At 68.5% G+C, this 22,308-nt stretch carries 18 protein-coding genes; 11 read left to right on the forward strand and 7 right to left on the reverse strand.

Going from position 1 to position 22,308, the window contains the following annotated elements:
- The first annotated feature begins 113 nt into the window (after positions 1-113).
- A complete protein-coding gene (locus tag ACQP2O_RS18665; protein ID WP_433186389.1) occupies positions 114-764 on the forward strand; it encodes an FMN-dependent NADH-azoreductase in 651 nt (216 codons plus the stop codon).
- Between the two features lie 114 nt (positions 765-878).
- Here ACQP2O_RS18665 and ACQP2O_RS18670 read toward each other — a convergent pair whose 3' ends face one another.
- The 3 genes from ACQP2O_RS18670 to ACQP2O_RS18680 all read right to left on the reverse strand — a co-directional run bounded on the left by ACQP2O_RS18670 (position 879) and on the right by ACQP2O_RS18680 (position 5,773).
- The gene (locus ACQP2O_RS18670) at positions 879-1,364 is read right to left on the reverse strand and encodes a MarR family winged helix-turn-helix transcriptional regulator (protein WP_433186392.1); all 486 of its coding nucleotides are present in this window, start codon (positions 1,362-1,364) and stop codon (positions 879-881) included.
- Positions 1,365-1,511: 147 nt separating this feature from the next.
- Positions 1,512-4,010, reverse strand: coding sequence for a glycoside hydrolase family 3 C-terminal domain-containing protein (locus ACQP2O_RS18675; protein WP_433186395.1), 2,499 nt, complete (start codon positions 4,008-4,010; stop codon positions 1,512-1,514).
- 107 nt (positions 4,011-4,117) lie between these two features.
- The gene (locus ACQP2O_RS18680) at positions 4,118-5,773 is read right to left on the reverse strand and encodes a carboxylesterase/lipase family protein (RefSeq protein ID WP_433186398.1); all 1,656 of its coding nucleotides are present in this window, start codon (positions 5,771-5,773) and stop codon (positions 4,118-4,120) included.
- 269 nt (positions 5,774-6,042) lie between these two features.
- Between ACQP2O_RS18680 and ACQP2O_RS18685 the strand changes: the two genes are divergently transcribed.
- Positions 6,043-7,239, forward strand: coding sequence for an ROK family protein (locus tag ACQP2O_RS18685; RefSeq protein WP_433186401.1), 1,197 nt, complete (start codon positions 6,043-6,045; stop codon positions 7,237-7,239).
- On the forward strand, positions 7,236-8,366 hold the full coding sequence (locus ACQP2O_RS18690) for an ROK family protein (protein ID WP_433186403.1): 1,131 nt from the start codon (positions 7,236-7,238) through the stop codon (positions 8,364-8,366). The genes ACQP2O_RS18685 and ACQP2O_RS18690 overlap by 4 nt, the downstream gene beginning before the upstream one ends.
- A gap of 15 nt (positions 8,367-8,381) precedes the next feature.
- On the opposite strand, the gene ACQP2O_RS18695 is transcribed toward ACQP2O_RS18690, so the two are convergent.
- Both ACQP2O_RS18695 and ACQP2O_RS18700 read right to left on the reverse strand, forming a co-directional pair.
- Positions 8,382-10,460 (reverse strand): tetratricopeptide repeat protein, encoded by a 2,079-nt coding sequence (locus ACQP2O_RS18695; protein ID WP_433186406.1) that lies wholly within the window; start codon positions 10,458-10,460, stop codon positions 8,382-8,384.
- 185 nt (positions 10,461-10,645) lie between these two features.
- A complete protein-coding gene (locus ACQP2O_RS18700; protein WP_433186409.1) occupies positions 10,646-11,899 on the reverse strand; it encodes an MFS transporter in 1,254 nt (417 codons plus the stop codon).
- Between the two features lie 248 nt (positions 11,900-12,147).
- On the opposite strand from ACQP2O_RS18700, the gene ACQP2O_RS18705 reads away from it, so the two are divergent.
- The 6 genes from ACQP2O_RS18705 (at position 12,148) to ACQP2O_RS18730 (ending at position 17,201) form a co-directional block, all read left to right on the forward strand.
- Complete coding sequence (locus ACQP2O_RS18705) at positions 12,148-12,687, forward strand: GNAT family N-acetyltransferase (RefSeq protein ID WP_433186412.1); 540 nt, start codon at positions 12,148-12,150, stop codon at positions 12,685-12,687.
- A gap of 628 nt (positions 12,688-13,315) precedes the next feature.
- A complete protein-coding gene (locus ACQP2O_RS18710; RefSeq protein ID WP_433186415.1) occupies positions 13,316-13,537 on the forward strand; it encodes a hypothetical protein in 222 nt (73 codons plus the stop codon).
- The gene (locus ACQP2O_RS18715) at positions 13,534-14,277 is read left to right on the forward strand and encodes an HAD family hydrolase (RefSeq protein ID WP_433186418.1); all 744 of its coding nucleotides are present in this window, start codon (positions 13,534-13,536) and stop codon (positions 14,275-14,277) included. The genes ACQP2O_RS18710 and ACQP2O_RS18715 overlap by 4 nt, the downstream gene beginning before the upstream one ends.
- A 295-nt stretch (positions 14,278-14,572) precedes the next feature.
- A complete protein-coding gene (locus ACQP2O_RS18720) occupies positions 14,573-14,758 on the forward strand; it encodes a hypothetical protein (protein ID WP_433186420.1) in 186 nt (61 codons plus the stop codon).
- Between the two features lie 102 nt (positions 14,759-14,860).
- Entirely contained in the window at positions 14,861-15,211 is a 351-nt protein-coding gene (locus ACQP2O_RS18725; protein WP_433191064.1) for an effector-associated constant component EACC1, read from the forward strand.
- A complete protein-coding gene (locus ACQP2O_RS18730; RefSeq protein ID WP_433186423.1) occupies positions 15,204-17,201 on the forward strand; it encodes a caspase, EACC1-associated type in 1,998 nt (665 codons plus the stop codon). The genes ACQP2O_RS18725 and ACQP2O_RS18730 overlap by 8 nt, the downstream gene beginning before the upstream one ends.
- A 428-nt stretch (positions 17,202-17,629) precedes the next feature.
- On the opposite strand, the gene ACQP2O_RS18735 is transcribed toward ACQP2O_RS18730, so the two are convergent.
- Positions 17,630-19,258 (reverse strand): flavin-containing monooxygenase, encoded by a 1,629-nt coding sequence (locus tag ACQP2O_RS18735; RefSeq protein WP_433186426.1) that lies wholly within the window; start codon positions 19,256-19,258, stop codon positions 17,630-17,632.
- A gap of 85 nt (positions 19,259-19,343) precedes the next feature.
- Positions 19,344-19,787 (reverse strand): nuclear transport factor 2 family protein, encoded by a 444-nt coding sequence (locus tag ACQP2O_RS18740; protein WP_433186429.1) that lies wholly within the window; start codon positions 19,785-19,787, stop codon positions 19,344-19,346.
- 221 nt (positions 19,788-20,008) lie between these two features.
- On the opposite strand from ACQP2O_RS18740, the gene ACQP2O_RS18745 reads away from it, so the two are divergent.
- Positions 20,009-21,448, forward strand: coding sequence for an MFS transporter (locus tag ACQP2O_RS18745; protein ID WP_433186432.1), 1,440 nt, complete (start codon positions 20,009-20,011; stop codon positions 21,446-21,448).
- Positions 21,449-21,510: 62 nt separating this feature from the next.
- Positions 21,511-22,296 carry an SDR family NAD(P)-dependent oxidoreductase gene (locus ACQP2O_RS18750; protein ID WP_433186434.1) on the forward strand — a complete coding sequence of 262 codons (786 nt, stop codon included), beginning with the start codon at positions 21,511-21,513 and terminating at the stop codon, positions 22,294-22,296.
- Positions 22,297-22,308: the final 12 nt, after the last annotated feature.

Genomic DNA, 22,308 nt, shown 5'->3' on the forward strand with positions numbered 1-22,308 from the left:
CGTTACATTCAAGATAGTATCATCCGATACCTTCTCGGGTGTAACTATCGTCGAGTTACTGATCCACGGCCCTTGGTCCACCGCCTCGGGCACCTGCACTTCGGAGAAAGTCCATGGCCACACTGCTGCACATCGACTCGTCCGTGTTCCCCGGCGAGGCGTCCTCGTCCCGCGCGGTCACGGCCGCCTTCCGCAAGGCCTGGGAGGAGCGGCACCCTGAGGGCACGGTGATCTATCGCGACCTCGCCGCCGACCCCGTCCCGCACATCACCGCCGACGCCTGGTCCGCCGGTTTCACCGCCCCGTCCGAGCGCACTCCGGAGCAGTCCGCCGCGTTCGCCGCGCGCGTGAAGCTCATCGAGGAGTTGGAGCGGGCGGACGCCATCCTGATCGGCGCCCCCATGTACAACTACACGATCCCGTCGCCCCTCAAAGCGTGGCTGGACAGCGTGCTCCTGCCCGGCCGCACCACGGGCGAGACCCCCTCCGCCCAGGGCACCCCGGTCGTCGTCGTCGCCAGCCGCGGCGGCTCCTATGCGCCGGGCACCCCGCGCGAGGGCTACGAGTTCGTACGGAACTACCTCGAGGCCGTCCTCGGGGGCAGCCTCGGCCTGGACCTCGACTTCATCGTCCCGGAACTCACCATGGCCCCCCGCAACCCGGCCATGTCAGAACTGGTCCCCCTCTACGAGGCCTCCCGCAAGCGCGCCTTCGAGGACGCGACCACCAAGGCCAAGGAACTCGCGGACCGCCTCGCCGCATGACCCCCTGACGCCGTGTGATGCCCCGCCCCGGAACGTCACACGGCGTCGTCGCCCGCCTGTCGGCGCGAAGGCCGTTTCACGAAGCGCGCCCACGCGGACCGGTGTGCGGCGCGCTTACGCCTCACCACCCGCGGGATGGGCGATGCGGGTCAGTAGATCGGTCAGCTGCTCGGGCTCGCCGGGTCCCAGCTCGGCGACCAGATGCTCGGCCAGCGGCTCCGCCGCCACGTGGGCTCTGTCGAAGAGTTCGAGTCCCTGAGGCGTGATCTCCACCGCCCGTACCCGCCGGTCGCCCGGAACGGCCTTGCGTACGGCCAGCCCCCTGCGCTCCAGGTCGTCCACGACCCGCATGATCCCCGCCTTGTCCGTCCCCGTCGCCTCCGCCAGGTCCCGCTGCACCGTGGGCCCGCGGTTGACCAGCACGATCAGCACGGCGAAATGCCGCAACTCGATGCCGAGCGGCCGGAGCGCCTCTGTCATCACCGCGGCCGCGTGCCAGTGCGCCCGGCGCAGGAGCAGGCCGAGAGCGAACGGCGATTCATCCCCGGGGCGGTCGGTCGCGCGCGAGGAGGTGGTTCGGTGCGGAACGTCGGCGGTCATGAGGCCACACTACCGCCATATATTTCACTTGATACGGTATCGATTGAAACTAAAGGTGCGCACTGCGTGACCTGAGGAACGTCATTGACAACGTCCATGCGACGGCCTGCCCGGGGAGGGCAGGCCGTCGCCGTACGCGGCGGACCGTCAGCCGATGTCGACGCGGGCGTTCAGGCGCAGGTCGGCCGAGGAGGAGCCGACGGAGACGGTGCGCAGGCCCGTGCCCACGGTCCAGCGGTGACTCGTGCTGTTCCAGTAGCTGAGCCGGCGTTCGCCCACGTCGATCCGGACGCGACGTGACTCACCGGGCCGCAGGGAGATCTTCTGGAAGCCGGCGAGGGACCGTACGGCCTGGGGCTGGGACACACCGGGCGCGGCACCGAGGTAGAGCTGGGCCACCTCCTGTCCCGCGCGCCGCCCCGTGTTCGTGACGGTGAACGTCGCCTCCAGCCCGTTCCGGCCCGGCCGTACCGAAAGCCCGTGGTAGGAGAAGGTCGTGTAGGACAGGCCGTGGCCGAATGGGAACAGCGGCCGGACCTGCTCCTTGTCGTACCAGCGGTAGCCGACGTAGATGCCCTCGGAGTAGTCCTCCTGCAGGTTCACCCCCGGGTAGCGCTTCGGGTCCCCGGCGACCGGCGTGTGGGCTTCGGAGGCGGGGAACGTCTGGGTGAGCTTCCCGGACGGATCGACGTCCCCGAACAGCAGCCGGGCCGTGGCCTCGGCGCCTTCCTGACCCGGGTAGTACATGTCGAGGACGGCGGCGGTGCCGTCCAGCCACGGCATGGTGACCGACGAGCCGGTGTTGAGGACCACGACCGTACGCGGGTTCGCCTTCGCCACCGCGGCGATGAGCGCGTTCTGGTTTCCGGGCAGCGACAGCGATGACCGGTCGGAGCCCTCGGTGCCCTCGTCGTAGGCGAAGACCACCGCGGTCGTGGCCTTCTTCGCCGTGGCGGCCGCCGCGGAGATGTCGGCCTGCACGGTCTGCGGCGTGGACCAGGCGAGCCGTACGCTCTGCGCCGCGTCGGCCTGCGCGGTCGACTTCACGGCGAGCGTGTGCTTGCCGGCGGTGAGCTTCAGCGTGACCGGCGCGTTGGTCAGGCCGTCGGTGGTCGGGATGAGGCTGCCGCTGAAGAACCCGCCCGCGGTGATGACGTCCTTGCCGTCGACGGTCACCGTGCCGCTGCCGCCGGACGTCTGCAGGCCCAGCCGGTAGTCGCCGGTCTCCGGCACGGTCAGGGTCCCGGAGTAGGAGAACGACTGTCCGGCGGGCACCTTGTCGCTTCCAGTGCGGTCGATCGGCGTCGCGGGCGACAGCGCCGACGCGGGGAGCAGCACCCCGTCGAGGTTCTCGCCGACCGAGTAGTCGACCCGGGCACCGCTTCCGGCCCGTGCCTTGATGGCGTCGAGGGGGGCCTTCGCGGACTCCGGGATCACATGGGCGCTGCCACCGCCGCCGACGAGCGGCGTCCGGGCCGTCGGGCCGACGACCGCGATGCTCTTCGCCGCACCGCCGGTGAGGGGCAGCGCGTCGTGCTGGTTGCGCAGCAGGACCGCGCCGGACTCGGCGACGGTCTGCGCCACCCGCGCGCCGCCCGCCGCGTCACGGGACGGCCTCGACTGCTTCGTGAGCAACCCGAACCGCTCCATCTGGCCGAGGATCCGGGCCACCGCCTCGTCGAGGGCGGACACCGGGATCTTCTTGTCCTGAAGCGCGGTGCGCAGCGGCTCCTTGAAGTACGCCGTGAAGATCGGGCCGTACGCGTCGCCCGGCATCTCCTGGTCCAGGCCCTTGGTGATCGCCTCGGGGGAGTGGGTGGCGCCCCAGTCCGACATCACCCAGCCGCGGAACCCCCACTGCTCCTTCAGGATCGAGTTCAGCAGCTGCTCGTTCTCACAGGCGTAGGAGCCGTTGACCTTGTTGTACGAGCACATGACCGCGCCGGCGCCCGCGTCGATCGCCGCGTTGAAGCCCGGCAGCTCGATCTCGTGCAGCGTCTGCTCGTCGACGTTGACGTTCACCGCCGGGCCGAAGACACCGCGGTCGGTCTCCTGGTTGTTCTCGGCGTAGTGCTTGACGGTGGCGATCAGCCCCTGGGACTGGATCCCGCCGACCTCGGCGGAGACGGTCCGGGATGAGACGAGGGGGTCCTCGCTGTACGTCTCGAAGTTCCGGCCCGCGTACGGCACCCGGATGGTGTTGACCATGGGGGCGAGCAGGACGTCCTGACCCAGTGCGCGTCCGTCCCGTCCGATCACCCGCCCGTACGCGCGGGCCAGGCCCTCGTCGAACGACGACGCCAGCGCGACCGGCGCCGGCATCGCCGTGGCGTGGGCGGTCACCCGCACACCGGCCGGGCCGTCGGTCAGCCGTAGCTCGGGGATGCCCAGGCGCTTCACGCCGGGGATGTATCCGGCCTCACCCAGGGCCTTGGGGTCGCTGGTACCGCTGACGAACGTGAGCTTCTCGTCCAGCGTCATGGCGCTGACCAGCGACCGCACCTTCGCCGACCATGCCGACCGCCCTGCCGCTGGGGCGGCGATGGCCGGGACGGCGGTGGCCGAGCCGAGCAGCGTCGTCAGCGCGGCGAGCGTGGTGACGCGGAGCGCTCGGCCCGTTCGTCGCCGGGAGACGGGTCGTCTCATGGAGATCCTTCCTCTTGCTTCTGGCGGGGAGCCGTCATCCGGGCGAATGCCCGGATGACGGCGGCTTGAGCAGGGCGCTGTGGCGGGCCCGGGAACCTCGGGGGTGGTCAGCCGAGAGCCGGTGTTCCGCGGGCGGTCATCAGGCCGGTCGCGCGGGCCGAGGCGCCGGGAGCCGACAAGCCGTCCCAGAAGTCGCAGTTGTGCTCGGCGCGGTACTCGCCGAAGGAGATGCGGGTGCTCTGCCCGCCGGGCCGGAGCGAGAGCACGGCCTTCGCCCTGAGGTCCGGCCAGTACGCCAGGCGGTGGAGCGATGAGTTGGGAGTGCCGGCGCGCGTGAACGAACCCCAGTAGTGGCTCATGTCGTCGGAGAGCCGGCGCTGGGCGGCGGTGAAGTACGGCGTGATCGGCGTGCCGTTGTCGAAGCTCGGGAACAGGTAGGGCAGCTCACCCGCGTGCGGCGCGCCCCACTCGTACCCCTCCGGCTTGCCGGGGGTGAGCCCGGGGAACTTCCGGTCGTCGAACTGGTACTGGTAGGTGCGGGTGTGCCGGGCGATCTGCTGGTCGAGGCTCAGCGCCGGGCATCCCCCGATGCCGGCGACCAGACCGGCGTCGGTCATGATCGCCGCGATGGCGTAGACGGGGGCGTACGGACCGGTGTAGGCGCTGACGGGGTAGCGCTCGAGCACCCCGGAGGCCTTGTCCCCGTACACCGACCTGACCCAGGCCTCGTACTGCGCCGGTGTGTACCCGAGGAACCCGAGGGCGAAGGTCCGGCCCTCGTCGTGGTTGGCGCCGATGAGCACGGGCACGCGGGCGAAGTGGCCGGTGTTCACCGCGTCCGCGGGCGCGGTCGGCAGGGGATCACCGCCGTGTACGAAGGAGGTCTGAATGCGTGTGCTCGCGTCCAGGAGCTCCGCGACGGGCTTGGCGCGGAGGCACGCCACCGCGGTGGCCGCGTCGGAGCAGCCGACCGAGCGTGCGAACGCGGTGCCCTGCGAATCGGCCTGCTCCCGTGGCGTCGACGGGCAGGAGCCGCTCTGGATGATCGCGCGCTCGAAGAGCCCCGCGGAGCCCGGTGCGGCCAGGTGCGCACACACCGACATCCCGCCCGCGGACTCGCCGCCGACGGTCACCGCGCCGGGGTCGCCGCCGAACGCCGCGACGTTCGTCCGCGTCCAGCGCAGCGCGGCCTGCTGGTCGAGCAGCGCGTAGTTCCCGCTGAGCCCGGGGAGCGTGAGCAGGCCGAAGACGTTCAGCCGGTAGTTGGCGGTGACCACGACGACGTTGTTGTCAGCGGCGATCTTCGCCCCGTCGTACTGCTGGGCGCCGCCGTTCTGCAGGCCGCCGCCGTAGATGTAGAACAGCACGGGCAGCCGGCGGTGCGCATTGCGTGCCCCGGCGGGCCGGAAGACGTTGACGTAGAGGCAGTCCTCGGCCTCCGAGCGCGGTCCGTTGCCGCTCGGCAGCTGCGGACATGGCCGGCCGAACTTCGTGGCCTGGCGCACGCCGGACCAGCGCGGCGCGGGCGCGGGTGCGGCGAGGCGGCGGTCCCCGACCGGGGGCGCCGCGAACGGGATGCCGAGGAACTTGTCGACGCCCTGAACCGTGCTGCCCTGGACGAGCCCCTTGTCGGTCCGGACGACGGTCCCGTCGCCGCCGGACGCCGCGGCCTGGGCCGGGGCCGCGTACAGGGCCGGCAGCGCGAGGGCCGTCCCGATGAGGATGGAGTGAATCGATCTTTGGCGCGGTCGTCGGCGGATCATGTGTACCTGCCTCTCAAGCCGCCCTGGGGCCGCGGATTCCGAGGTGTGGCCACCTCTGGAGTTCCGCAGCGGGGCGACATAATCGGCCCCCGATCACGAGTGGTTGCCTTCGGCGCCGGACTCCGGTTCGATCTGCAAGAGGAGACTAGGTACCAGTATCTAACCGGTCAATGAGATTAATTAAGGGCCTATTTTGTCCAATGCTTGACGAAAATCATTAATGTAAAAGTCTGAACATAACAGCCGCGAGATCCCCTGGAGTTTTGCGTATGACCGACTCAGCCTGGGCGAGCCGGAGGCCGACCGCCGTACGCCTGATCCTGGACGAGCTGTGCGGGGAGGTGTTCCTCACCCGGGCGGAGCTGATCGAGCGGACCGGGCTGTCCCGATCGTCGGTGTCCGGCGCGGTGGCGGAGCTGTTGTCGTCCGGGCTGCTGGCCGAGCGCACCGCCGGCCCGGACCCCGGAACCCGCCGGCCGGGCCGTCCCGTCGCCGGGCTGTCGCTCACCTCCGCGGCCGGACTGGTCGCGGCCGTCGACTTCGGGCACAGCCACCTGTCGGTCGCCGTCGCCGACATGTCCCTGCGGGTGCTGAACGAGCACACCATCGACTTCGACGTGGCCGGCAGCAGGGACGCCGCGCTGCGCGTGGCCGAGGAGGAGATCCGCGCCGCGCTCGCGCCGCTGCCGGGCCCCCGGGAACCGGTCGCGGTCGGCATGGGCCTTCCGGCACCGGTCCTGGCCGCCGACCAGAGCGTCGTGACCAGCTCGATTCTGCCCGGCTGGGGCGGCTCCCGCCCGGCCGCCGAACTCGGCGACCGGCTCGGGCTACCCGTCGTCATCGACAACGACGCCAACCTCGGGGCGCTGGCGGAGGCCCGGCTCGGCGCCGGCCGCGGCCTTCAGGACCTGCTCTACCTCAAGGTCTCGTCCGGCATCGGCGCCGCCCTGATCCTCGCCGGACGCGTACACCACGGCTTCCACGGCCTCGCCGGAGAGCTGGGGCACATCCCGGTGGGCGCCGCCGGCGGCGCGGGCCGCGCGTGCCGGTGCGGCGGCCACCGCTGCCTGGAGTCGATGGCGTCGTCGGTCGCGATCCTGGAGGTGCTCCGGCCGTCCTTCGGCACGATCAGCCCAGCCCGGCTGATCGAGCTGGCCGACGCCGATCCGATCGTCCGGCGGGCGCTCACCGACGCGGGCCGGGCCATCGGCACCGTCGTCGGCGACCTCGCGAACATACTCAACCCGGCCGCGGTCGTCCTCGGCGGATTGCTGGCCGACGCCGCCGAGCCGGTGCTCGCCGGACTCCGCGAGTCGCTGGACCGGCGCACCCATCCGGCGGTGGGCGACGGGATGCGCCTCGTGGCCGGTGAACTGGGCGAACGCGGGAGCACCCTGGGCGCCCTCATCCGGGCGACGGAGATCGCCGTCCCCGTCGTCCGGCCGACGTCGCAGGCGCGCGCATGACCGCCGGAGGCAGGTCCCGGCTGCTGGCACTGATCCCGTACGACACCGCCGTGACGATGGCGGACCTCGTCCGGACCAGCGGGCTGAGCCGGCCGACGCTCGCCGACATGCTCCACCGGCTGCAGGCGGAGGGGGCCGTGCTGTGCGAGCCCGCCGTCGCGTCCGGCGGCCGGGGACGGCCCGCGCAGCGCTGGCGCAGGCGGCCACCTCAGGGGATGTTCGCCGCGCTCGCGTTCTCGCGCGACTCCGTCCGGGTCCGGGTCGCGAACGCCGATGACGGGGCGTTGGCAGAGTGTGAGGAGACGCTGGACGTCGCCCTCAACGCCATGGGCGCGCTGGACGCAGGCCACCGCCTCCTGCACGAATGCCTGACGACACTGGACTCGGCCGTGGAGTCGCTGACGAGTCTTACATTGGGCCTGCCCTGTCCCGTCGGCGACGGCGACCAGCCGCAGCCCCGTGGCATCCTGCCGGACTGGGTCGGCTTCCGGCCGGTGGAGTGGCTACGGGACCGGCTGCCCGACGTCCGGATCACCGTGGAGAACGACGCGAACCTGGCCGCCGTCGGCGAGATCACCGAGGGCGCCGGGCGGGGCTGCCGCGATCTGGTGTACGTGAAGCTGGCTCCCGGCATCGGCTCGGCGCTGGTCGTCGGAGGGCGGCTCTACCGCGGTGCCGCGGGCTACGCCGGCGAGATCGGCCACGTCCAGATCAACGAGATGGGCCACCCATGCGTGTGCGGGGCCCGCGGCTGCCTGGCCATGGAGCTGTACATCGCCGCCCGGCACAGCACCGGCGGCAAGGGCGGTCTACTGGCACTGAACGAGCTGTTCCGGCGCTGCGACGCCGGAGACACCGCCGCCGGGCGCGTACTAGGCCGCATCGGAGAACTGCTGGGCGAACAGCTCGGCGCGCTGGCCAACATGATCGACCCCGAACGCGTCGTGGTGAGCACGGCCGACGTACCACCGCACCCCGCCGTGCTGGCCGGAATGCGGGACGGGATACGCCGCACCGCGCTGCCCGCCGTCGGCGACCTCCCGGTGATCCCTTCGCCACTCGGCATCCGAGCGGAGCCACTGGGCGGGATCGCGCTGGCCCGGGGAGCGCTGCGAGGTGTGGTTTGAACGGAGGCGTTGGCATTACAGTTTTATTCCCGGTGGGAGCTGTTGTTTAAAGGCCGGGTTCAGGCGAATCGCCGTCCGTATGAAGGTTCGACCTCGGCTGGTTTTGCCTCGTCTGATGAGTAGCAGGCCAAGGTTGAGATCTGCCGCTGCGTGGCTCGGTTCGACTCGGAGATCCTTTCGGTAATATGAAATCGCTTCGGCCGGCCTGGTCGCGGTCAGCATGACGCCCATATTGTAGAGTGCTCCGCCGAATCGCGGATTGATGGCGAGGGTGTGCTTGTATTCGCTCTCCGCGCCGGCGGTGTTCCCGTTTCCCTGGAAGATGGTGCCCATGTCGAAGTGGGTCAGTGCGTTACCGGGGTCGATTCGCGCCGCGGCGGTGTAATAGATCAGGGCGTCCGTCGTGTCGGCGCCTTGCTGGGCGGAGATCCCCGCTGCGAGCAGTCGATCGGCGGATCCAGGCGGAAGCGTTTTCGGGTTGAGGTCTGCCATCTTCTGGAAGAGGCAGCCGCCGGGCCCAATGTATACCAGGGCATAGTGTGACCAGAAATACGAGTGCAGCCCGACCGTCCAGGGTACGAAGGTCGATTGTACGCCGGACAGAAGGACGTAGTCGGCTTGGCGTATGGCCGTCTCCCAGGTCCGAACAAGCTGCGGCTCGAACGGCCCGATATACGGGGGCGGGTGCGCCGGATTGGCCGCGATCCACTGCCCGTAGACGTCGACCGTCGCGGGACAACGCCGGTCCGCGACGAGACGATCGGCTTCGATCAAGGCTGAGGCGCCATCCGATACCACACATGCGCCTGGGCGGATATAGGAGGAAAGCGTACGCCCAGAGTCGACGTACTTGGAGGTAAAGTTGCGCGTGTATCCGATTTGCGCCAGGACGGCGACGTAGCCGACGATCAAAAGAATCACCGTCGCCGTACGCCTCAGTGCCGTCACGTTAGAATTTGGTCCAAAACGGCCGGCCATCACCGCACGAGCGAATCTGCCGACGACCACGCCGAGCAGCAAGGCGAGGAACACCGCGGGAAGGTAGCCGTAGGTTCTGAAGAACTGACGCGGAACGCACAGCCCGGCCACCGTGACGGTCGCGCCCGCGAACATGAACCAGTCCAGTGCGACGCGGTCGCCGGCCATCGCATGGCTGACGACGACCGCCAACGCCAGCGCCAGCAATGCGCCGATGGCGATAGCGGATGCCGCGTGCAGGCGGGGCAGCGCGTCAAGGCCGGTCATCGACTGAAGCCTGGCGCCGATCGGCAGCTCCTGCCATCCCGAGCCTTTTCTGGTGAGCTGGACGACGACCACATCATGGACGAATGCCGCAGGGGCCAGGGCGAAGAACGGGACGAGAGGAACAGCCGCACCAGCGGTGATGCCGCCGAGCAGCCACCTGCTCCGGCGCCATTGTCTGTGTGCCAAGCAGGAAACCGCGTAGACGGCCAGCAGGGCGACGATCGGCATCAACGCCCAGACTTTGACCGTACCGGCGAAGCCGAATGCTAGACCGGCTACCAACGTTCGACGCCTGCTTGACGTGAAACGACCGGTCGAGCCGAACAGGGCAAGCGTGCCGAGCAGGCAGAATATGAGAAGGTAGGCTTCGAGCTCGACCGTATCGGCGGCATCGACGATTCTCGGGGAGCAGGCCAAGGCCACGCCTGTCGTCATCATGGCGATACGCCCGCGATATCGCACGATCAATATGCCGAGCACGACGACGCCCACGGCGGTCACCGCCGTCAGGAGACGGGCGATCGCCATCGCAACCGGCTCGCCGACGATATGGCTCAACGCGGCTATAGGCGCCAGTATCATCGGCAGGCCCGGCGGGTGCAAGAACGTGAAGTCTCGATAGGGGAGATACCCGTTGGTCAGTCGCAACGCTGCGCCGAAATAGACGCCATCATTATAAGAGTTGAATTCATGCATCCCCACAAGGGCGTGGGGTCGTGAGAGATCTCTGGCGAGCACGGCGGCCGACAAGAGACCCGCGAACCCGATGATCGCCCTGCGCCACCACGCCGACGGTACGCGGAAGACGGACACACTCGAATTGACCGGCGGTGCACCTTCGATCTCCATGCCAACAAGCGTTGAACGTCCTGCTACGCGTCGCGGGGATCGACAGTCGAACGCGTAAGAAACGAGAGGAACTTCACGCCGATCTTTTGCCGAAGGAGCCGTGGCTTTAAGGACTCGCGACTCACGGCGGCAGGCAGGCGAGTCGCGGGAACGCCTGAGGGGGCACCGCCGGGGGCCCCGGGCGGCTACCGGCTCGTGCTGTGCTGGTGTTCCGGGCAGGCATGGTCGGCCGCCTGGTCTAGGCCGGTCGGCGGGGGTGAGGCGGTGCGCGTGGTGACCACCATCACGGCGAGGCCGACCGCCACGACCGTGGCGCCGACGTACAGCGGCGCGGTGTAGCCGAGGCCGGCGCTGATCACGAGGCCGCCGAGCCAGGCGCCCAGGGCGTTGCCGACGTTGGAGGCCGAGACGTTGGCGCTGGCCGCGAGCGGCGCGCCGCCGGCGGCGTCCGTGACACGGGTGATCATGCCCGGGACGCTCGCGAACCCGAAGACGCCCATGAGGAAGACCAGGACCACCGACGCGACTCTCCCGTCGGCCAGCAGCCCGAACGCCACGAGCGTGACGGCGAGTCCTGCCAGGGACGCGATCAGCGTACGGTCGCGATCTCGGTCGGCCGCCCGGCCCCCGGCGATGTTGCCGATCACCAGGCCGCTGCCGTAGACGACGAGCAGCCAGGCGACGTCGGTGCTCGAGAAGCCCGTGACCTCGGTGAAGGTGTACGCGATGTAGCTGAACGCCCCGAACATGCCGCCGTAGCCGAGGGCGGTGGCGGCGAGCGTCAGCCAGACCTGCCAGGAGCGGAAGGCCCGTAGCTGCGGACGCAGGCCGGCCGGCCTGTGGGCCTCGTCCACGGCGCCCGCCCAGGCCGGGACACATACGGCGATGGCGGCCACGGCCAGCACACCGATCCCGGTGATCGCCCAGAACGTGGCGCGCCAGCCGTAACGTTCGCCGACCAGGGCGCCGAAAGGCACGCCCAGCACGTTGGCGACCGTCAGCCCGGCGAACATCACGGCGACCGCGCGCGAGGCCCGCTCCGGCGGGACCATGCGCCGGGCGACGAGCGAGCCGATGCCGAAGAAGGAGCCGTGGCACAGGGCGGCGACGACCCGGCCGAGCAGCGCCACGCCGTAGGTGGGCGCGACCGCGGACAGCAGATTGCCGAGGACGAACAACGCCACCAACCCGACGAGGACGGCCTTGCGGTGGATGCGAGTGGTGGCGGCGGTCAACAGGATCGCGCCGATCGCGACACTCAGGGCGTACCCCGAGATGAGCCACCCGGCCGCGGCAGTGGAGACGCCCAGGTCACGACTCACCTGGGGCAGCAGACCCGCGATCACGAACTCGGTCAGGCCGATCCCGAAGCCGCCGAGCCCGAGCGCGACCAACCCGGCGGGCATCCGCCGCACGTCCCCGCCCTGTCCGATGTTCACGTAAACATCATGGTGATCGGCAGCCGAACTCGACAAGACCCAACTCGTCGCCCGCGAAGGCGACACTCGCCGGACAACAATCGGTGTCGTTGGCCGTTCCCGGAGGGCTGGGCGTGGCTTGTGCAGCCGTGACGATCATTTGCGGACTTTCGCGTGTCCCGACATGATCGGCGTGACCGATCAGGCTTGTGCCGACAACCGGTCTTAAAGCGGTTGCAGGCGAGTGGCACGGCTTCCATGATCGGGGCATGAGGCCACCAGAACGCATCGCGCTCGACGGCATGTTGCTGCGCCGTTGGACGCGGGCAGATGTCTCGGCATTGCACACGGCCGTCCTGGAGTCCTTCGAGATCCTGCATCCGTGGATGCCCTGGGCAGCCGAACGGCCGAAGCCATACGACCAGGAAGCCTTCATCGCATCGGCAGTCAGCCAGTGGGACACGGGTGAGGCCTACATCTACGGCATCTTCGACGCGAATGGCGAGCGGCTGCTCGGCACCGCAGGTCTGCATGCTCGAGTAGGCCCGGGGGCTTTCGACATCGGCTACTGGCTTCATATCGACCACACGGGCAAGGGCTTGGCGACCAGAGCATCCAGGGTCCTCACTGATGCGGGATTCGCGCTGCCTGAGACCGAGCGCATCGAGATCCACTGCGACGAGGCCAACGCTGCCAGCGCGGCGATCCCGAGGCGACTCGGCTATCGCCTGGATCGCATCGACGATCACACGCCGGACGCACCTGCAGAAACCGGCCGCCTGATGATCTGGGCCAAGAGCCGCTCGTGAGATCGACCAAGTAGGGACCCACCGTCCGGGAGATCCACGGCCCACCATGCCAGCCGGGTCGCGGTGGTCGGGCTAGCTCGGCGCGCCGAACTGCAGCCCGACCTGCCAGTAACGACCGATGCATCACCTGACACCCAGGGTCCAGCGTGCGCCCTGGCGCGGCCCGGGCCAGGGCCATAACTGTGCCTTGATCACGGCATGGGTCAGCTGTTCGGGATCGGACGCTTCGACGAGCCGCCATCTGGCAGGCGGTGGGATCACCGCCCACCATGACCCCGTACACGCTCCGAACCAGAACACCAGTCCCGGGAACCGCTGGCGCAGCGTTGTCGCCGGATCCGGCGTCATGACCGCTCGTCCGACCCCGCGTCTCGTTGGCGCAGATACTCGGCGAGGCGCACGGCGGCGCCGGCGGGATCGTCGACCGGGTGATGCTCGTTGTCGTCCCGTCGCCATACGAACGATCCACGGGCAGCATCGATTTCTACCCAGATCTTCCGGTTACTCGGATCGCTCGGAAGCGATATCGCTGGACGCGCGTCACTCAGCCCCGGCTTGACGCCAAGCCGGATTCGCCAAGGCCGAGATCCGCGTTCACGACTGCCCGCCACTGTTCAAGCTCTACATTGTGAACAACGAAGAGGTCTTCTTCGGCTTCTACCCGATCAGGCAACATGACGTGCAAATCCAGGGGATGCCGCATCCCATGTTCGACCTGATGGGGAAGGAAGCAAGCTTGTTCCGACACACCATCCATGACGGCTCAGCCGCCAGAGCGCAGTACGTCGCGCAGGCCCGCCAGTGGTTCAACACCGTCTGGGAGACGATCAGTCGCGAGTTCACCGGATGACCTCACCCACTACTGTCCTAGCCGAGGTCCCGGTCCACAGCAGCCATCTGCTGTTCGACTTCGACGGCCCCATCTGCAGTATCTTCTCCGGCCTCCCAGCCCCTGCCATCGCCGCCCACCTACGCGAATTGGTGACAAGCCAAGGCGTCGACATCATCGGCAACACCGCAGCCTCACGTGATCCATTCGACGTGTTGCGCTTCGCCGCGACCATCAGCCCAGACCTCACCCAGACCGTCGCAGCCGAGCTGCGCATGATGGAGCTACGCGCCGTCGAGGTAGCCGCCGCCACCCCGCACGCGCGAGAGGCCATCGAGGCGGCCCACAACGGCGGACGCGTCATTGCCGCCGTGAGCAACAACTCCCGCGAAGCCGTCGCGCGCTACCTCTCGACCGCCGGCCTCGCACCGATGTTCACCGCCATCATCGGCCGCGCCGATCCAGACCCCCGGCTGCTCAAACCCGACCCCCACCTGATCAGCCAGGCCGTTAAGGAGCTGAACGCGACACCTGCCGACTGTGTCCTGATCGGCGACTCCCTCAGTGACATCGAGGGAGCACGCAACGCCGGAATGCTCAGCATCGGCTACGCCAACAAGCCCGGCAAGCTCGAACGCTTCACCGCAGCCGGAGCCGATGCCGTCATCACCACGATGGCCGAACTCATCCCGAACCTTACCCATCTGGTTTCGTGCCGCGCAGGACGTCATCGACACGCCTCTTGGCCGCCCAGACGTTGAGGTACGTCAGGCACACGAGACGAGCCACTTCCGGACTCGCCTCACGTATACGCGTGACCTCCCGCGCCGAACTCCGCGGCTCGAACCGACCCGGTGCGCTGCCCTCGATCCTGGCCGTCATGCGCAGCCACGCCATCGGCGCGCTACGCCTGGCTTCACCAACATCGCCGAAGGAACCCGCTGGGCACGAGACCACTTCGACCGCCCGCTCATCGTCCTCGGTCTCACGCAATGAGAATGCGGTCAGCCCTGCCAAAAGGGGGCGAGCTTCAAACCGCCGAGAGGACAACTACTGATGATCGAAATCGAGATTCCTGACCTGGGCGGCTACTCGCTCACCGATCTGGCCGCGCGGCTTACTATCAGGCGGGCAGCCATGTTTGCAGCCTCGGACGGCGAAGATGGTCGCTCTATGGTATCTGAGGCTGGTTCGATGATTGCCTTATGTTCCAAGAAGGTAGCTCTGATTTGCCAGTTGTGAGACGATCCTGTCGTCTGTTGTCGGTCAGCTAGTAGCGCGCTGGCCGCTGCTTTCCGGGAGTTTCGGGGTTTCGATCAGTGGAACGGTGGCGTGTTGAGCAGTGTGCGGATCAAGGTCGTCGGCGGTGACGAACCGCGGGAACTTGCTGCGTTGCATAGCTGGCTGCGGGATGACCGTGAACTTCAGGGGTGCGTGAAGCAGGTAAGCAGGTCCCCGGGGCCACAGGAGCTAGGCGGCGTGCTGGAGGCGATCACTGCCGCACTTGGGAGTACCGCTGCGGCGATGGCGCTGGCGGAAAGGCTTGCAGCCTGGATCCGCAGTCGCCGCTCCGCCGTCAAGTTCACCATCACCACCGATGATGGCCGTACGCTGGAGGTGGAAGCGAAGGACTCGGCCGATGCCTCTTCCATGATCATTGAATTGCTTCGTCGCGAGGGCGATGCTGGTGCCTGAGGCACGCGATGATCTCGTCGACTCCCGGGCCATCTTGATCGGGGCCGATCGTTACCGGTCTCAGAGCGTTGAACCGTATCCCGCCGTTCTCAACAGCCTCGATGGCATGCACGCCATGCTTATCGACCCCGCGTTGGGTGGATGGTCGGTTGAGCAGATTACCGAGGTAAAGAACCCCCAGGATGCTACCCAGCTCATTCGGAAGGTCCGGCAGCTGGCCAGGGCCACCACGGGAACCCTGCTGCTCTACTACGTCGGCCACGGTGTCCTCATGGAAACAGGGGAGCTGGCCCTGACCGTCCTTGATACTGACGAGGACGATCCAGACGTGACCGGCATAGAGTACGAAAAGGTCAGACGTGCTCTGCTTGACAGTCCCGCCAAGTCCAAGATCGTGATCTTGGACTGCTGCTACGCCGGCCGGGCCACTCAGGCGCTGTCCGCGAAGGGCATTGCCGATTCCACCACGGTCGAGGGTGCCTACACGCTAACGGCCGCCGATCTTACAGCTCACGTCGTACCCGTGGCCGAGCAGGCCAGCACCGCCACTTCGTTCACCCGAGAACTCCTCGGCCTGCTCCATGAAGGGCTCGACAATGGTCCACCATGGCTCACCCTCGCGGAAATCTACCCGCACCTGCGCCATCGCCTCGCTTCACGTGGACTCCCCAGACCCAACCAGCGCCACAACGACACGGTCGGACATTTTCGTTTCGCCCGCAACCTTGCGCATTCCTCCTGGGGTGCAACGAAAGTCGCCAAGGCCCCGCCCAAACCGGCCTCTGCTAACACTGAGTCTGTAGCCAAACTCCAGCACCAGATCCCTAACGAACCGCAACAGCGGCCCGGGAACCGCCCCCCTCCAGCACGGGTGAGTGATACACCAGAAACTACTGCGGCAGACCCAACACCACCCCTGCGCCTACAATCGAATACGCCGCAAGCAGCACGGACCGCCCCCACGTCGGGGATGACATCCACGCCCGTCCCGCGCCGGATCGAACGTCGCACCGTTGTCCTGAGCAGCCTCGGACTAGCAGCTGTCGCTGGCTTCCTCCCTTTGGTAAAGCTGCTGCGAGACACCGAATCCACCCCCTCCATCACTCTCACCGGCCACAAAAACGGGGTCATGTCGGTGGCGTTCAGCCCGGACGGAAAAACCCTCGCTACCGGCAGCTTCGACGACACCGTTCGGCTGTGGAATGTGGCCACCGGCCACACCACCGCCACCTTCTACTCCGGCCAGTACAACGCGGTCTTGTCGGTGGCGTTCAGCCCGGACGGCAAAACCTTCGCCACCGGCAGCGAGGACAAAACCGTTCGGCTGTGGAATGTGGCCACCGGCCACGCCGCCATCACTTTCTCCAGCGCCGACAGCACGGTCAATTCAGTGGCGTTCAGCCCAAACGGCAAAACCCTCGCCACCGGCAGTGGCGCTGAAACTTACGGCACCGCCAATCTGTGGAATGTGGCCACCGGCCAAATCGCTGCCACCGTCACCGGCGACTACGCCCCGGTCCATTCAGTGGCGTTCAGCCCAAACGGCAAAACCCTCGCCACCGGCAGCGAGGACAAAACCGCCCGGCTGTCGAATGTGGCCACCGGTCGCACTACCGCCACCCTCACGGGTCACAAAGACGCGGTCTCGTCGGTGGCGTTCAGTCCGGACGGAAAGACCCTCGCCACCGGCAGCGTCGACGGCACGGTTCGGCTGTGGAATGTGGCCACTGGTCACACCACCGGCACCCTCACCGGCCACGGAGACTATGCGGTCAGTGCGGTGGCGTTCAGCCCGGACGGAAAAACCCTCGCCACCGGCGGCGGTAAATTCGACGACGCCGTCCGACTGTGGGATGTGGCCACCGGTCACACCACCGCAACCCTCACTGGCCACGACGACACGGTCCTGTCAGTGGCGTTCAGCCCGGATGGCAAAACCCTCGCTACCGGCAGCGCCGACCACACCGCCCGGCTGTGGAAGATCTTGTAACGGGGCTTCCCTGCGTCCTTGGGGTCGTCTCTGCGGGTGCCTTTGTATGTATGACCAGGTAAGGCAGCGGAGAGAACAGAGGTCCAGGGGAGCCAGAGAAGGGAGCCAACCCTAGCAGATTTACCCTGACGGCTCTCCACTCCGTGGGACCGACATCAGACGTTTCACCAGATTCACGCGGCGGGACTGTAAATCCGTCGGCTCGTCTGAGCGGAGCCAATCGCCCGTGTCGGAGAAGCCGGGGTCGCGGCTCCTTGGGCGCGGAGCACGCCGTTCGTGGGTAGCAGGTGGGTACACCCAGCGTTTTGGTCGAAGATTGCGCAGGCCAGAACTATTTCAGCCGTTGCGTTCCTAAACCGTATGCACCCGAAGGAGTTCGGATTTGAGGTCGATCCAAGCCTGTGGTGGACATGCCGGGGCCGGGTGGGTCAGGTCGTGCGGAAGCCGGGGTAGTCACTTGCGGCGATGTCTTCACATTTGCGGCGGTAGACGCCGACGCCGCCGACGTAGGGCATGAAGATCCGGGGCTTGCCCGGCACGTTGGCGCCGACGTACCAGGAGTTCCCCTTGACGAAGAGTGTGCCCGCCGCGACCTCGTTGACGTGGTCCATCCAGGCGTCCTCTGCCGCGGCGTCGGCCTCTGTGACTTCGAGGCCGTTCTTGTTCAGGTAGACGAGGTGGTCGGCGATGAAGTCGACGTGCTGCTCGATCGACACCACCATGTTGCTGATCACCGAGGGGCTGCCCGGGCCGGTGACGAGGAACAGGTTGGGGAAGCCGGCGGTGACCAGCCCCAGGTACGTTCGCGGGCCCGCCGACCACTTGTCGCGCAGGTGGAGTCCGCCCCGGCCGCGAGGGTCGATGGCGAGTACGGCCCCGGTGATGGCGTCGAAGCCGGTGGCGAAGACGATGGCGTCCAGCTCGTACGAGGCGTCAGCGGTTCGGATGCCCGTGGGTGTGATCTCCTCGATGGGCGCCGAGTGGACGTCGACGAGCGTGACGTCGGGGCGGTTGAACGTCGCGTAGTAATCGGTGTCGACCGTCACGCGCTTGGAACCCACCGGGAAGCCGCGCGGGCTCAGTAGGTCGGCCACCCGAGGGTCCCGCACGATCTCCCGGATCTTCGAGCGCAGGAACTCGGCGGCGGTGTCGTTGGCGTCCTGGTTCTTCAGCAGGTCGTTGAAGGCGCCGATGAAACCGCCGCCGCCCTCCTGCCAGCGGGACTCGTACTCGGTCCGGCGTTCCTCCGCCGACGCCTCCAGCGCCGACCGGTCGCTGTTGCGGCGCGCGGTGCCGTTCGGCGTGTAGCGGACGAACTCGCGGTGCTCCTGGTATCGCGCCTTCAGCGCGCGTTCGTACTCGCGGTCCAGCGGCCGGTTCCGGGCCGGCAGGCTGAAGTTGGCCGTGCGCTGGAACACGGTGGTGTGCGCGGCCTGCGCCGCGATCAGCGGGATCGCCTGGGTGCCGGACGAGCCGGTGCCGATGACGCCGACCCGCTTCCCGGTGAAGTCCACGCCCTCGTCGGGCCAGTCCGCGGTGTGGTAGGTCGCTCCCTGGAAGGAGCCGAGTCCCGGGAAGTCCGGGATGCGCGCGGCCGACAGGCATCCGGTGGCGATGACCAGGAATCTGGCCCGCGCCACGTCGCCCTGGCCCGTACGGACCTCCCACCGGCCCGCCGTCTCGTCGTACGACGCGCCGGTGACCCTGGTCTCCAGCTGGATGTCCCGGCGCAGGTCGAAGCGGTCCGCGACGTGGTTCAGGTAGCGCAGGATCTCCGGCTGGGCGGGGTACCTCTCCGTCCAGCTCCATTCCTGCTCGAGTTCGGGTGAGAACGAGTAGGAGTAGTCCATGCTCTCCACGTCGCACCGGGCGCCGGGATAGCGGTTCCAGAACCACGTGCCGCCGACGCCGCTCGCGGCGTCGTAACAGCGGACGGCGAGCCCGAGCTCCCGGAGACGGTGCACCGCGTACAGCCCGGCGAACCCGGCTCCGACGATGACGACGTCGAACTCGGCCGGCTGTTCGGGGCGGGCCGAAATCCCGGAGGGACGGGCCATGGGGGGACTCCTTCCGGTCGATGACCGTGACGCGGGGACGAGTTAACCACAAAACATGCTCATATTTAAGGCCCCGCCGTACGGCTCAGGACGTCAGTGAGCCGCCGGCCTCCGGCCATGGGCCCATGTGGATCACCGTCATCTCCCGCCGGAGGAACAGCCAGTCGCCGCCCTGGCGTACGTATCGGTCGGCGTAGCGGAGGGCGCCGAAGTGTGTCGTGTCGCCGACGCCCATCTCGACGTGGGCGAGGACCGTGCCCGTCGCGTGGTCTTCGCCCAGCTCATGGAGGATGCAGGCGTCGGGTGTGTGCACTGATCCGCCGTTCTGCTCGCGCTTCTCGCGCAGGGCGGCGACCACGGCGGTGCGGCCACGGACCTCCCGGCCGCCGATGGGCATGACCGCCTCGGCGTGGAACAACTCGGTCAGCGCGTCGTAGTCCTGGTCGTCGATGGCGAGGCAGTAGCGGGCCGCGAGTTCCTGCAGGGCCAGGCGGCTCTCGACGCGTCGCAGGCGCTCTTCGATGGTCACGGATCGACCCCTCTCGGGAAGGTCCTCAGGTTGTTGCCGTCGTAACCTTGACGTCACAAAGAAACCAGTCGCATGATATGGCTACTTTATTCGCCATCAACACCTTCCCAGGAGCCTTCGGGGGATCAGGCTCCTCTTTCGCCGCGACGGCCCGAGCCTCCCCGGCGCCGGGTGCACGCGAGCGGACGGCAGACTCCGCTCTCGCCCCTGGAGGATCCCAAATGACCGCCTCAACCGCCCACGTCGCGGCAGCGCCACGACGTCTCTCGGCATCGATCGTCATGGTCGGCGCCATCGCGTACTGCGTGGTGCTGGCCACCCTCTCGGCGATCGTCCCCTTGTCCGTCCTCCCCAACATCGGCGCGTCACTGCACGCGTCCGGTGCCCTGCTGAACTGGACCGTCATCTCCAGCACCGCGGCCAGCGCGGTCGCCACCGGAGTCTTCCCGCCGCTGGCCTCCATCTTCGGCCAGCGCATGATGCTCTCGGTCGCGATGGGCGCGGTGACCGTCGGCGCCGCCCTCGACGCTGTCGCGCCCAGCATGACGGTCCTGCTGATCGGGCGGATCATCAGCGCGTTCGGGCTCGGCGCGATCGCGTTGTCCCTGGCCATCGTGCGTACCAACATGAACGGCCGCGCACTGAGTCTCGCGCTCGGGTGCATCGCCGGCGCCGAGGGGGTCGGCGCGGGTCTCGCCTTCGTGTTCGGCGGGCTGATCACCGAGACCGTGCACGTCGGCTGGCGCGCGGTGTTCTGGTCGCTGGCCGTGCTGGGGCTCGTGGCGACGGCGTGGGCGCTCACGGCAGTGCCCAGGTCGGCGGACCGGGTCGTTCGCCGGGTCGACTGGGTCGGCGGCGGACTGCTCGGTGCTGCGCTGGCGCTCGTCCTCATTCCGCTGAGCATGGGACCGCACTGGGGCTGGACCTCGGCGAAGGTGCTCGGGATGCTGGTCCTCGGCGTGGTGGCCGCGATCGCGTGGTGGATGGTCGAGGACCGGACCGACGAGCCGATGGTCAACACCAGGGCGCTGCGGGACCGGACCTTCCTGCTCGGCGCGGGGGTGTTCCTGCTCACCGCGATGCTGGTGTGGATCATGGACTTCACCATCCCGGCGATGGCGACCGCGCCCAAGTCGACCGGGTTCGGGTTGGGCTACGACGCGCTGCTCGGCGGGATGGTCATGGTGCCGATGTGCGTCGGCATCGCGGCGGGCGGGATCGTGTCCGGCGCCATCGCCCGCTGGGTGCCCGCTCGCGGGCTGGGCCTGGTGTCCTTCATCGTCGCGATCCTCTGCATGGCGCTGCTGGCGGTGGCGCACGGCGCGGCGTGGCAGCTGTGGGTCTGGCCGGCGCTGTTCGGTGTCAGCTACGGAATGGGCGTCGCCTGCGCGTACATGACCTTCATCGGGGCGCTGCGTCCGGAGCAGGTCGCCACCGCGGCGGCGATCGGGCAGACGGCGGGGCCGGTGGGCGCGGCCGTCGCCAGTGCGGGCATCACCGCCGTGCTGACCGCCCATGTGGTCAAGGCCGGGCCGATCGCCGTGCCGACCGAGCACAGCTTCCAGACGGGCTGGTGGATCGGCGCCGGCATCGCGGTGCTCGGTGCCGTCTGCGCGCTGGCGATCCGGGGCCCGCGGACGGAGCCGGCTCACCGGGCCTGACCGTCGACGATCGTGTACGGCCGGCCGCCGGGCGGTCGGCCGTACGGCCGAGGGGAGAACGAATGACGGGCAAGCGATTCCTGGTCACCGGGGCGGCGGCCGGGATGGGGCGGGCCATCGCGATCGAGGCGGCGCGGCAGGGGGCCGCTCACGTGGCCCTCGCCGACCTCGACATGGACGCGGCCGAGAAGGCTGCCGCCGAGGTACGGGGACAGGGCGCCGAAGCGGTGGCGGTCCACGTCGACCTCCGGGACTCCGCGCAGGTCGAGGCCATGGTGGGCGCGGCCGTGGAGGCGATGGGCGGCCTCGACGTACTGGTGAACAACGCGGGCGTGCTGGACACCGCGTTCGCGCCGGGCGCGACGTTCGAGACGCTCCCGGAGGAGGCCTGGGATGCGGTCATGGGGGTGAACCTCAAGGCGATGTGGCTCGCGACGAAGTACGCCGCGCCGCACCTGCGGGCGTCGGATCGCGGCCCGTCCGTGGTGAACGCCTCGTCCGTCGCCGGACTGACGGGATACCCCTTGCCGGCCTACTCGGCGAGCAAGGGCGGCGTCATCCAGCTGACCCGGTCGATGGCGATCGAACTCGCGCCGGACGTACGGTGCAATTGCTACTGCCCCGGGTCGGTCGACACCCCTATGAGCCGCCGCCACCTGGACGCCGCTGTGGACCCGGTGGAACAGGAACGGCAGATGTCCGGCAACCACCTGATCCCCCGCATGGGGCGGCCGGAGGAGGTGGCGGCGCTCGTCTGCTTCCTGGCGTCCGACGCCGCGTCGTTCATCACGGGCGGCGTGTACGCGGTGGACGGCGGCACGACGGCCTGGCGTGGCACGCGCGCCTGAAGCCGAAGGCAA

The sequence above is a fragment of the Actinoallomurus sp. CA-150999 genome (assembly GCF_050942425.1).
Classification (GTDB): domain Bacteria; phylum Actinomycetota; class Actinomycetes; order Streptosporangiales; family Streptosporangiaceae; genus Actinoallomurus.